Source organism: Streptococcus sp. A69 (assembly GCF_058556195.1).
Genome location: NZ_JBZUJU010000001.1, coordinates 487,745 through 500,289 on the forward strand (window position 1 = coordinate 487,745; position 12,545 = coordinate 500,289).

A 12,545-nucleotide genomic window follows, 5' to 3' on the forward strand; every position below is an offset into this window, starting at 1 on the left:
TTAGTCACCTAAACCGCTAAAGTCAACTTTAGGAACTGCCTTTTCCTCTTCAGGTGTTTGAAGAAAATCTGCAGCTTTAAAGCCAAATAGTCCAGCGATAATATTACTTGGGAAGCTTTCTAGTTTTACATTGTAGTTGCTGACAACACTATTGTAGAGTTGACGTGAATAAGAAATTTTATTTTCTGTATTGGTCAGCTCTTCTTGTAATTTGATAAAGTTAGCACTAGCCTTCAAGTCTGGGTAATTCTCTGCTACTGCAAAGATACCGGAAATCTGGCGGGTAAGGGCATCACTGGCCTTCATTGCTTCAGCTGGTGACGTTGCTGCGGCTACTTGTCTACGAAGTTCTGTCACTTTTTCCAAGGTAGAGCCTTCATATTTGGCATAGCCTTTGACCGTTTCAATCAAGTTTGGGAGCAGATCATTACGACGCTTCAACTGAACATCGATCTGGCTCCAAGCCTCCTTGGTTTGCATACGATTTTTCACCAAACCGTTATAGCTAACAATCACAAAAATAACAATCAGAGCCAAAACTCCAAGAATAATCCAAGTCATAATCTTATTCCTTTCTTCTTTTAGATTAATACCAGTATATCAAAATTTTAACGAATATGGTAAAATAAGATGATACTAGAGAAGGAAATAACTATGAAACCAGAAACATTTTACGACTTGCTAGCGAAGCAAAACCTTCCACTTTCAGACCAGCAAAAAGAACAATTTGAACGGTATTTTGAACTCTTGGTCGAGTGGAATGAAAAGATTAACCTGACCGCTATCACTGACAAAGAAGAAGTCTACCTTAAACACTTTTATGATTCGATTGCACCTATCCTACAAGGTTTGATTTCAAATGAAACTATCAAACTTCTTGATATCGGCGCTGGAGCAGGATTTCCTAGTCTTCCTATGAAAATCCTCTATCCTCAGTTAGATGTGACCATCATTGATTCGCTAAATAAGCGCATCAACTTCCTCCAACTCTTGGCTCAGGAGCTGAACTTGGACGGAGTTCACTTCTACCATGGTCGTGCAGAAGACTTTGCCCAAGACAAGAAATTCCGTGCTCAATATGATTTTGTAACGGCTCGTGCTGTTGCTCGTATGCAGGTTTTGTCTGAACTGACCATTCCCTATCTTAAAGTCGGTGGAAAACTATTGGCACTCAAGGCCAGCAATGCGCCCGAGGAATTGCTAGAAGCCAAGAACGCCCTCAACCTCCTCTTTAGCAAGGTAGAGAACAACCTCAGCTATGCCCTGCCAAATGGAGATCCGCGCTACATCACTGTCGTCGAAAAGAAAAAGGAAACACCTAACAAGTACCCAAGAAAGGCTGGCATGCCCAACAAACGCCCACTTTAAACAATGGTGAGCCCTTGTTTAAAGTTCAGAAAACAATTTACAAAATCATACCTCGCTCTCGTATTTCTAGGCTCGGGAAAAATTCGTTTACAAAACGAATTTTTTCTGCTATACTATCCTAAGCAAAGGTTTTTAATGTCATCCTGTGAGGTGACGAAGGCGCAGATTTATATAAATTTTTAAAAGATAGCTATTTTTTAAAAAGTCTTACTCTGAGGGCCTATTGCTGTAAAATAATGGGCTCTTTTTTGGTGCCCAAAAGTGAGGTTTTTATGAAACAGGAATCAACTGTTGACTTGTTACTAGACGTTGATCAACGTCCTTCTGCTGGTAAAGGTATTCTTCTAAGTTTCCAGCACGTATTTGCCATGTTTGGTGCAACCATTCTCGTTCCCTTAATTTTGGGAATGCCCGTATCGGTTGCTCTCTTTGCTTCTGGTATTGGAACACTTATCTACATGATTTCTACTGGCTTTAAGGTTCCAGTTTATCTAGGTTCTTCATTTGCCTTTATCACAGCGATGTCTCTAGCCATGAAAGAAATGGGAGGCGATGTCTCTGCCGCTCAAACTGGGGTTATCCTGACTGGTTTAGTCTATGTCCTTGTAGCAGCAAGTGTTCGTTTTGCAGGTACGAAATGGATTGACAAACTCTTGCCACCAATCATTATCGGACCTATGATTATCGTTATCGGTCTTGGTCTTGCTGGTTCTGCTGTAACGAATGCTGGACTTGTAGCAGACGGAAACTGGAAGAACGCTCTTGTAGCTGTCGTGACGTTCTTGATTGCCGCCTTTATCAATACAAAAGGAAAAGGCTTCCTCCGTATCATTCCTTTCCTCTTTGCCATCATCGGTGGTTATATCTTCGCTATGATGCTTGGTTTGGTTGACTTTACCCCAGTCCTTCAAGCCAACTGGTTTGAAATTCCTGGTTTCTACTTGCCATTTAGTACAGGTGGAGCATTTAAAGAGTACAACTTGTACTTCGGTCCTGAAACAATCGCCATCTTGCCAATCGCTATTGTAACAATTTCAGAACACATCGGAGACCACACAGTTTTAAGCCAAATCTGTGGCCGTCAATTCCTGAAAGAACCAGGACTTCACCGTACGCTTCTCGGTGACGGTATCGCGACATCAGTATCTGCTTTCCTCGGTGGACCAGCTAATACGACTTACGGAGAAAATACAGGGGTTATCGGGATGACTCGTATCGCTTCTGTCTCCGTTATCCGTAACGCGGCCTTCATCGCCATTGCTCTTAGCTTCCTAGGTAAATTCACTGCCTTGATTTCAACCATTCCAAATGCTGTGCTTGGTGGCATGTCCATCCTTCTCTACGGAGTTATCGCCAGCAATGGTTTGAAAGTTTTGATTAAGGAACGTGTTGACTTCAGTCAAATGCGTAACCTCATCATTGCCAGTGCCATGTTGGTACTTGGACTTGGTGGAGCCATCCTCAAACTTGGCCCAGTTACACTTTCAGGTACTGCTTTATCAGCCATGACAGGAATTATCTTAAACTTGATTTTGCCACACGAAAATAAAGACTAATCATCTATACACACAAAACCCACTCGATTGAGTGGATTTTTTTATTACTTACTCTTTATTTCCAGCAATAAATCTTTCAATGAAATAATGGTCACGGCTAGTAAAATCATGGCCATACCGACAAAATCAATCGCATAAAACTGTTCCTTCATAATCAGAAAGGCAAAGAAAACAGCAGAAATTGGCTCTATGGAAGCTAATAAACTAGACTTAACAGGGCCTATCAGACTAGCCCCTTTTAGAAAAGCTGTATAGGCAAAGACCGTTCCGATAATGATAATCCCAGCAAATGCAAAGAGAAAATCTAAGCTAGTCGGTATGCTGGCCTGTAAGACTCCTGTAAAGGGAAGAGCCACTACACCAGAAATAACCATCCCAACACCAATCACCGAAATACTGCCCCACTTCTTAATCAAAGCGATGGGAAGGATAATATAGAGAGCATAGGTCAAGGCAGAAAAGAGACCCCAGAAAAGACCAGCAGGTGTGACAGACAACTGGTCAACTTTCCCGTGCGTCGCAATCAGAAAAGTTCCTCCAATTGCTAAACCAATCGAAATAATCTCAGCCAGTGTCGGTGCTACCTTGTCCTTGATACAGGTATAAATCAAGATCCCAACGGGGCATACATACTGGAGAACTGTCGCCGTTCCAGCATTGGTTTCCTGAATGGCAGAAAGATAAGCAAACTGGTTTAAGAAAAGTCCAAACAAGGCAAATAACAGCAGAGATAAAAGGCTTTTTCTGTCTTTAAAAAAAGCATAGAGTTTATCCCTTGCAGTCATATAGGATAAGGCTACCAGTGCCAAGCCTGCAATGATAAGTCGCAAATTGGTCAAGACCAGAGCAGAAACCCCGTGTGCCATCAGGTATTGACCACTAGTTCCAGACAAGCCCCAAGCAATCCCTGCCACTACTGTATACAGAGTTCCTTTTAATGTTTTTGACATGCTTCACCCCTACTTATCTTGACGAATCATTTCCATTACTTGATTTCGATCGACTATCCACTGGGCACGCTCATCCTTCTCATACGTTCGATTGGATAAAAAGATGGCAGCCTCCTGCTTCTCTCGATTCCACATGATAAAGGTACCAGTATAGCCCGTATGGTCGAGCCAAGCTCCTTCCAGATTCCAGGCTAGGGAACGCTCCTTATCATCTAAGGGAGAAAAATTTTGGCTCAAATCTGCTGCAAAATCATCTTTTAAGTAATGTTCCAGAAAGATTTGCAAATCCTTAACAGTTGAAAATAAACCAGCACTTCCAGCATGTTTACCCAAAAGACGAGCTTTGGGATCGTGGATACTACCTGCCGCTACTCCTCTAACTGTTGGTACAGCAAACTCAACGGGACCAAACATTGTTTCTTTCATCCCCCACGGGTTCAAAACTTGTTCTTCTATAATCTGATCCAAGTCTTGATTAAAGATTTTTTCCAAAAGAAAGCCCAAGAGTAAAAAGTGAACGTCCGAGTATAGGAAGGCTGGCTGACTTCGTCTATTGAGGTGAAACATGGCTTCTTTTAATTCTTCAGAATCCAACTGGTCTCTATGAGGAATAAAGGGGTCCAGATCTGTTGCGTGGGTCAAGAGTTGACGAATAGTGATATCTGGGTAATCACATGCAACAAAAAAGTCCGTCACTGGTCGATCAATGTCTAGTTTCCTCTGTTGCCACAAGAAGGTCAAGACTGTCCCTACTCCCACAACCTTACTCACACTGGCTAGGTCATAGACTAGCCCTGACTCTGTTTTCAAACCTTTCTCAGGATCACTTAAGCCTAGGTAAGATTCTTTCCATTTACCATCCTTAAAATACGCAAAAGAGGCCCCGGGATAGACCCCTGCCTCGATTTGATCTTCTATTTTTCTTAGAATTTTTGTCCACTTCATGCTTCTTCAAACCACAATTCGATGTTATTGGTATCTTTACCAAGGAAGAATTTTTCAGACTTTGGAATAAAATAGTCTGTGCCTTCAAATTTCTGACGAAGACTAGTCAACTCTAGATCCTTTACCAAAAATTTCAGCATAGACAAGTCCCAGGTAACATTGTTTTCAACAGCCAAATCTGGACCTTGCCCTTGAGTAAAGGTAATGGCATTGGTCGCCAATTCTGAATCAAGTAAACTCTCCCTGTCCTCAGGCAGACGGAGTTCAACGGAAACTTCAAATTGACTCAAGTATTTTATACTTTTATTTGAATAAAATTCAGGAATCGTATCTAGCGGAACTAAGTCTTCAATATGATTTTCCGCATGAACAAGGATCACATCCTGTTCAGGAGAAACAATCTCAAAAGCATAACCACAGCTTCCTTTAAATAGGCGAGGAAGGGACTTCATCTGTGAAAGAAGGTCCTCGATTTCAGAAGGATTATCAACCTTCACCACGAGTCTAGCGAGTTTCTTAAGCCCTTCAACTCTGCGTGTTCGCATGCTCGGAGCTTCTTCTAGAATCAACCTCTCAGTACCTGTCTGGTCTCCCAAGGAAAGAAAGGCCGACTCTTCTAACAAGGGTTTCATCCCTAGGGTTTCAATGTAAAATTTTTCATTTAATTTTCGGTTATTAACTTTCAAAGTCGGAATGATCCGAACAATCTCATTCACACTCATAAATTCCTCCAACTCTTTTATTTTAAAGGATTTTCGAATATTTTACAAGACATATCTGATTTATTTAGAAATTTTATAACAAAAAACTGGGTTTCCCCAGTTTCGTTTCTTATAGGTAAAGTAGTTTGAATACTGCTACTGCTGCAATACCCGCTGCAATTGGAGCTACAACCGGAACCCAAGCATACCACCATTTTGAATCACCCTTGTGTTGACCAAGAACCGATTTTGGAAGAACAGCGTGAAGGAGACGTGGTCCAAAGTCACGAGCTGGGTTCAAAGCAGGTCCAGTAGGTCCACCGAGTGAAGTTACCAAGGCCATTACTAGGAAACCAAGTCCTAAATGAGCTACTGAAAGACCTGCTGTTGTGTGTGGTGCTATTTGAGCTTTGATAGCTAATTCAGAAAAGTCAACTGTTTGATTAGCCTGCGTTGCCATTTGTTTCATGTATTGCATTACTTCTGCACCAAAAAAGTTTTTAGTCATACCTAGTGCTGCAAAAAAGAGAACGAACGAACCAACAAACTCGTTGATAAACCCGTTAACAGATGCTGCAAAGTGTGATTCTTTTGTTCCTTGGTCAACATTTGAAATAGTTGAGAAAGTTCCCAAGATATTATTTGGATTTTCTGTTTTCAAGTAGTAAGGACGATGAGTTGCAACAACCAAAGCTTGTCCGAAGATTGCTCCCAAAACTTGTGCGATAATGTATGGCACTACTTGAGCCCAAGGGAAAAGTCCGCTAACTGCAAGACCAAGAGTGAAAGCTGGGTTGATGTGGTTACCAGATACATTACCAAACATCAAGGCCGGAATCATAACCCCCATACCATAACCAACAGCGATAACGAGCCAGCCACTTTGGTGACCTTTCGTACCTTTAAGTTCAACGTTAGCAACTGCACCATTACCAAGAATGATCAAAATAGCAGTTCCCAAGAATTCAGTGGCATATTTAATAGCCCATGTAAAATCCATTTGATAGATTCTCCTTCAATTTTTTTAGACAATCCTTATTCTATCAATTTTTAGGCCTTTTAGCAACAGATTTTCTAAAAGAATCTCTGGAAAACGCTTTATTTAATCTATCTTTAAGAAAAGGACAAAAGAAGTCAAACTCCTTTCATCCTTTTCATTAATCTTGACGTTGACCAAAGTCTGCAATCATCTGCTCCATTTCTTGTCGACTCGGAGTTGTCATCATATACAGGTAATCTCCTTGAAGTTCCGCAAAGGCAGCTGGCATGATCTTCTTAACCTTGAACTGATGGCTGTATTTGGCAAGCAAGTCTTCTTCTGAATAAACATAGTTGACATTGGCACGACGTGAAGTTGCCAAGCAATACTGGGGCTCAAACTCTGAACTTGGAAACTCTTCTCCTGCGACAATAGCTGCATAGCCACGATAGAGGTCCAAAGAGTGAGCAAAGTTATAAACATCAATGGTAAAGCCACCTGCAGGACGGTTATTGTACTCAATGGCAATGTAGTCGTCCCCGTCACGAAAGAACTCGATATGGAAAAAGCGTTCTCTCATGCCAAATTCCTTGACAATGGCCTCCCCATACTTGCGCAGTTTGGGATCCATATCCTTAAGCACATAGTAGGAATTGTCCATCTTATAAATCATGAGATCAAGTGGTGTATGGGCGTAGTCAAAAGTCGTTGAAAAGACGATATTACCATCCTTGTCCACTAGTCCATCAAAGGTACAGATTTCGCTGGAAGTGACAAATTTCTCAAAGAAATAAACGGTTGAATGGTCCCATTCTTCCTTGAAGTGATTTACATCGTCTTCTGTCTCAAGCTTAAAGGTTGCTGCCGCTCCCACTCCATTATCCGGTTTGGCAATCATTGGTAGGCCAATCGTCTCGACTGCTTGGTCTACATCTGCTTCTGTCTGGATAACAGTGCCAGGTACAACAGGTACACCTGCCTTTTGGAAGAGTTTCTTCATTTCAGACTTAAACTTGGTTTTTTTAAGGTCTTCGGGTTTGGCACCAAAGACATTGAATTGTTCTCGTAGGGCTGCGTCTAGTTCAAGCCAGTATTCATTGTGCGACTCGATACGGTCGATAGGACCATGCTTGTAGAAAAGAAAGGCAACAGCACGCTTGACTTCGTCTATGTTCTCAAGATTATCTACACGGAAATACTCGGTTAGGCTATTGCACAAAGGTTCATCTAGTTGTTCGTAAGGCTCCTGACCAATTCCCAAAACGGTGATGCCTTTATTAGCTAGCTCGATGGTAAACTGTTGAAAGTTTTGCGGATAGTAGGGAGAAATAACAAGGTAATTCATAGGCAACTCCTTTTATAGATACAGGTGTCCAAGAAAATAGGGCATTTGTTTACGCCACCATTCCCAGTCGTGGGCGACATCGTGCCCCCATTCAGCAAACCAGGCAGGGATTTGTTTCTTGTCAAAGGCTTCTTTCAGTTTGTAGAAGGACGGCAGACCATCTTGTTCCCAAGCACCGAGGCCCGTACAGACGACAATCTCCGCCTGACGGTAACGATCGATAAACCAGCCGTCATTCTGATTCCAAATATAATCTACTGGCGAGTTCTGGTAAATAGCATCATCATTGTAGTAATCACCGACAAAGAAACGTGCGTCGTAAACACCACTAAGAGCAATCACCTTGGTAAAGACATCTGGATGCTGGAGGAAGAAATTGAGTGCATGGTAGCCTCCCATCGAGCAACCTGTCGTCATCATGCCATCAAACCAACCTGTCTTATGCTTGATAAAAGGAATGGCCTCCTCAATCACATAGCGTTCATAGGCACGGTGCATCTCTGCTTGGTCGTGACCATTTTTCCAAGTGGCCAACCAGCTCTCGCTGTCCACACTGGATAGAGTAAAGAACTGAACACGGCCTTCCTCGATAAAGGAAGCACAGGCATCAATCATGCCAAAATCATAGTATTCATTGTGACTGCCACCAGATGAAGCAAAAACCACAACTGGAATCCCAGCGTGTCCATAACGGTTGAGGTACATTTCACGGTTGAGGTTACCGCTCCAGTGGCTAAGATGTTCAATATGCATTGGCTTTCTCCTTTTCTAACTTACCATTTCTCTGCAAAAAAACGGAGACAGTCTGGTAAATTTTCCGACCAAGGGATTTCACTATGGATCGCACCAGACTGAACCTTCAAGACAAGATTATCCAGGTGTACTCCACCTGCAATCAAATCATGGTAATAGCGAAGCGATGAGTCGATATAGGCTTGCTTGATATTGCCAGCCATCAGGGTCTTGTCCGTATCATCCGCTTCTTCCGTTCCAACATAGATAAAAATGCGTTGTTCAGGCGATAGTTTCTTGCGCTCGATATAGCGGTTAAAGGCTTCTTGGTGAAGCCAGTTAGCAGATGAGAAGACACCTAGACAACCAATTCGATCTTGGTACTCTAGTCCGATAAACTGGGTAATATTGCCTCCTAGAGACGAACCAATCATAGCAGTATGCTGGCGATCAGCTTTGGTACGATAGGTTTCATCGATAAAAGGCTTGACCACCTCCATGACAAACTCAGCATACTCCACACCCTTACCGCCAAACTGCTGACCTGGGATAGGAGATTCTTGAAACTTCCAAGCTGCATACTCATTCATCCGTCCCATTCCATCATTATCAATAGCAACAACAATCATGCGACTGATGTCAGGATTCCGCTTAATGGCTGGAATAATCTTCCAAGAGTGTCCGATATAAGACTCCTTGCTGTAAAAGACATTTTGCCCATCATGAAAGTAAACAACAGGGTAAAAACGGTCTGTGTCTTTCTCGTAGTCCTTTGGCAGGAGCACACGCACACGACGCTCTTTTCCAGTATAAGGAACCTTGAGTTTATGTTCTTTCATTTTTAAATAAAAGTAGGAATGATTCATTGTCAGAAAACTCTCTATATTCAAAATTTTATCTCATTATACCATAAAAATAGAAAAAAAGTCAGTAAATGTCCATTTTAAGGATAAATTACTAACTTTTCTCATTTAATATTCTAAATTCTTCTGGGTTTTCTGATTAGAGGAGATTGTCAATTAACTCATCGACAGCATCTTTTTCAACCTGGGGAGTGATTTCAGTAATCATAATCCCTGCCACTGCTCGCTCAACCAAACCTTCGACATCCATCCGTTTTTCATACTGCTCTGCATTCTCTATCTTAGGATTTGTCTTAGGACGGTCAGGCGCAAAAATAGTACAGCAGTCCTCAAACGGCTGGATTGAAATTTCAAAGGTATCGATTTCCTGCGCAATGTCAATGATTTCCAACTTGTCCATCGTAACCACGGGACGAATAATTGGAGTGCTAGTCACAGCGTTGATAGCCTGCATGCTCTCCAGGGTTTGGCTTGCCACCTGACCAAGACTTTCCCCATTGATGATAACTAAACCATTTCGTACCTCACGGATACGATCAGTAATGCGCATCATGAAACGACGGGTCAAGGTCATGAGGTAGGCTTCTGGCGCCTTAGCCTTGATTTCCTCTTGAATCTCAGTGAAAGGTACCTCGATAAATTGGATATTGCCACCAAACTTGGTCAATTTGCGGGTCAAGTCCTGCGCTTTCTTAAGGGCACCGGGACTAGTATATGGTGGACTAGCAAAGTGAACGGCTTCGATATCTACCCCACGTTTAAGGGCAAGATAACCCGCTACAGGTGAGTCAATGCCACCTGACAACATAAGCATCCCCTTACCAGAAGTTCCCACAGGTAATCCTCCTGCTCCACGAATGGTCTCATAGGAAAGATAGGCTGCCTCCTCACGAATCTCCACTTGAAGAGTGATATCAGGATTTTTCATTTGGGCTTGAATAGTAGGAATAGCTTCAAAAACAGCTCCACCAAGGGTTTGGTTGAGTTCTCGACTGTCCAACTCAAAGTTGTGGTCACTACGTTTACTAGAAATCTTAAAGGTCATGCCTTGCTTGTAGATGTCTTTCATAATCTCTTGGACGGCAACTTTGAGAATTTCGACAGACTTTTCTACTTTGTAAACTGGAGAAAAGTTTTGAATCCCAAAGACTTGTTTGAGAGATTCTGCTACTGCTGTATAATCCGCTCCGTTTAAATAAGCATGGGCACGGTCGCGATCAGCGATCACCTTGACTTGGGGATAGATGGACAAAACGTCCGAAATGTTATTGCGAAGTTTATTGATGAAACGCATACGATTTTTTCCCTTGGTTGAAAGCTCTCCGTAGCGAATCATAATTTCTGAATACTGCATGAATGCTCCTATCTTACTTTTCTAGTTTGATTGTAAATTAATTTTAGCTTGGTCAAAAACTGCTCAACCTGACTCATATCATTTTCTAGGTCTAGGCTGAGGCGTACCGCTGACTGGGCCTTATCCTTGTCCACTCCCATGGCAATCAAGGTACCCGCAGGTTTTCCTGCCTTAGATGAACAAGCCGAGGTTGTGGAAATGAAAATGTCATAGTCTTCAAAGGCGTGAACGATGACTTCACCACGAACACCCTTGATTCCAAAAGTCAGGATATGAGGGGCAAAGTCTTCCTCGTCTGAAAAGACTAAAATGTCTGGATAATCTAAAAGAGCTTGGCGAATAACTTCCTTCATCTGCCCTGTCTTACTAGTAAAGATATCCAGCTTTTCTATAGACAAACGGAGAGATTTGGCTGTCGCTGCAATCCCTGCCACATTTTCAGTTGTCGAACGATAGTCTCGCTCCTGACCACCACCAGTCAAAAGAGGCGTAATTTTTTTACCAGACTTGATATATACAAAGCCAACACCTCTGACACCATGAAACTTATGACTCGAAAAGGTCGCAAAATCCACTCGATCTGTCAGATATTTTTCAGTCGGAATCTTAGCGAGTGCCTGAACTGCATCAACGTGGAAGGAAATAGTTGGCTTGTCTTCCAAAAGTTCTGAGATAGCCTCAATAGGCTGAATAGACCCAATTTCATTGTTTACTGCCATAATGGAGACGAGGGTCGTGTCAGGTCGTATCAAAGCTCCTAGAGCCTCAACATCCACAAACCCTTTCTCATCAACTGGAGCAAAATCCACCTCAAAACCTTGACTTTTCAGCCAGAGGGCTGATTCCTTAACTGCTGGATGTTCAATGGCTGATACGATGATGTGCTTGCCAAACTGGGATTTTTCAAAGGCCACACCCTTGATGACCCAGTTATCCCCTTCTGTACCACCAGAGGTAAAGAAGATTTCATCACTCTTCTTGCCAATCAAATCTGCAATTTGCTGACGGGAAGCATCTAAAATTCGTGTTGCCTGATCTCCCAAACGATGGAGACTGGATGGATTTCCTACAATTTTCGAAGCGACCTGAGTATAAGTTTCAAGTGCTTCAGGATAAGGCTTGGTCGTTGCCGAATTATCAAAGTAGATCATGTTTTCTCACGCTTTCTAAAATCACTTCTTCTATTGTATCATGAAACGAAGCTTGCGACAAGAAAGGGCAAGTCCTCTTTTTTTAAGATTTTTTTAAAGAAATGAGGTATAATAAATCATAATTAAAGGAGAGTATCATGTCTAACTATCATAGAACTTCAAAACCAAAAACAGAACACATCAAAAAGGGATTTACTGTCTTTCAAAAAACGATTGCTACCATCGGTAGTATCCTTGGCCTAATTACCGCTACTATTACCATCATGAACGCTATGGATAATAACAAGAATAACAAAAAAGAACCAACGACAACTCAAACAACTGTTGTCAAAGAAATTCAAAAGGAATCCCCTCAGGAAAATACTACACCTAACAAGGACAACACTTCTACTAAAGAAAATACCCCGCAGGAAGAAACTCCTCAATCCAACACGAAAGAGGAGAAAAAAGAAGAGAAGAAAACCACAACTCAGGATTCTTCTACACCTTCCTCAACAAAAGAAACAACTGATAGTGGAAACTCGTCCAAAACGACTAGTTCCGAAAACAAAAGCAATCAATAACTACTAAAATAGCTTCCTTCCAGATTTGGAAAGAAGCT

13 protein-coding genes are annotated in these 12,545 nt (G+C 42.0%); 3 read left to right on the forward strand and 10 right to left on the reverse strand.

What is annotated here, in order from left to right:
• Entirely contained in the window at positions 1 to 561 is a 561-nt protein-coding gene (locus AC4ME5_RS02570; protein ID WP_000219838.1) for a LemA family protein, read from the reverse strand.
• A gap of 93 nt (positions 562 to 654) precedes the next feature.
• Here AC4ME5_RS02570 and rsmG point away from each other — a divergent pair, with 93 nt between their 5' ends.
• On the forward strand, positions 655 to 1,368 hold the full coding sequence (gene rsmG / locus AC4ME5_RS02575) for a 16S rRNA (guanine(527)-N(7))-methyltransferase RsmG (protein ID WP_491799746.1): 714 nt from the start codon (positions 655 to 657) through the stop codon (positions 1,366 to 1,368).
• A gap of 272 nt (positions 1,369 to 1,640) precedes the next feature.
• A complete protein-coding gene (locus AC4ME5_RS02580) occupies positions 1,641 to 2,924 on the forward strand; it encodes a uracil-xanthine permease family protein (protein ID WP_000808282.1) in 1,284 nt (427 codons plus the stop codon).
• A gap of 44 nt (positions 2,925 to 2,968) precedes the next feature.
• Here the strand turns inward: AC4ME5_RS02580 and AC4ME5_RS02585 are convergent, their stop codons facing one another.
• The 9 genes from AC4ME5_RS02585 to AC4ME5_RS02625 form a co-directional block, all read right to left on the reverse strand.
• A complete protein-coding gene (locus AC4ME5_RS02585) occupies positions 2,969 to 3,874 on the reverse strand; it encodes a DMT family transporter (RefSeq protein ID WP_061588088.1) in 906 nt (301 codons plus the stop codon).
• Between the two features lie 9 nt (positions 3,875 to 3,883).
• On the reverse strand, positions 3,884 to 4,819 hold the full coding sequence (locus AC4ME5_RS02590; RefSeq protein WP_061588087.1) for a serine hydrolase domain-containing protein: 936 nt from the start codon (positions 4,817 to 4,819) through the stop codon (positions 3,884 to 3,886).
• Positions 4,816 to 5,541 (reverse strand): CppA N-terminal domain-containing protein, encoded by a 726-nt coding sequence (locus AC4ME5_RS02595; RefSeq protein WP_045616911.1) that lies wholly within the window; start codon positions 5,539 to 5,541, stop codon positions 4,816 to 4,818. Before AC4ME5_RS02595 ends, AC4ME5_RS02590 begins: the two co-directional genes overlap by 4 nt.
• A 109-nt stretch (positions 5,542 to 5,650) precedes the next feature.
• On the reverse strand, positions 5,651 to 6,520 hold the full coding sequence (gla, locus tag AC4ME5_RS02600; protein ID WP_057488548.1) for an aquaglyceroporin Gla: 870 nt from the start codon (positions 6,518 to 6,520) through the stop codon (positions 5,651 to 5,653).
• A 157-nt stretch (positions 6,521 to 6,677) separates the two neighbouring features.
• The gene (locus tag AC4ME5_RS02605) at positions 6,678 to 7,844 is read right to left on the reverse strand and encodes an ATP-grasp domain-containing protein (RefSeq protein WP_491799750.1); all 1,167 of its coding nucleotides are present in this window, start codon (positions 7,842 to 7,844) and stop codon (positions 6,678 to 6,680) included.
• Between the two features lie 12 nt (positions 7,845 to 7,856).
• Positions 7,857 to 8,597, reverse strand: coding sequence for an esterase family protein (locus AC4ME5_RS02610; RefSeq protein ID WP_491799751.1), 741 nt, complete (start codon positions 8,595 to 8,597; stop codon positions 7,857 to 7,859).
• 20 nt (positions 8,598 to 8,617) lie between these two features.
• Positions 8,618 to 9,442 (reverse strand): alpha/beta hydrolase, encoded by an 825-nt coding sequence (locus AC4ME5_RS02615; RefSeq protein WP_001016814.1) that lies wholly within the window; start codon positions 9,440 to 9,442, stop codon positions 8,618 to 8,620.
• A gap of 136 nt (positions 9,443 to 9,578) precedes the next feature.
• Positions 9,579 to 10,793, reverse strand: a complete 1,215-nt coding sequence (gene thiI, locus AC4ME5_RS02620) for a tRNA uracil 4-sulfurtransferase ThiI (RefSeq protein ID WP_491799753.1) — start codon at positions 10,791 to 10,793, stop codon at positions 9,579 to 9,581.
• Between the two features lie 8 nt (positions 10,794 to 10,801).
• Entirely contained in the window at positions 10,802 to 11,944 is a 1,143-nt protein-coding gene (locus AC4ME5_RS02625) for a cysteine desulfurase family protein (RefSeq protein WP_491799755.1), read from the reverse strand.
• Between the two features lie 137 nt (positions 11,945 to 12,081).
• Between AC4ME5_RS02625 and AC4ME5_RS02630 the strand changes: the two genes are divergently transcribed.
• Positions 12,082 to 12,507 carry a DUF6556 family protein gene (locus tag AC4ME5_RS02630; protein ID WP_491799757.1) on the forward strand — a complete coding sequence of 142 codons (426 nt, stop codon included), beginning with the start codon at positions 12,082 to 12,084 and terminating at the stop codon, positions 12,505 to 12,507.
• Positions 12,508 to 12,545: the final 38 nt, after the last annotated feature.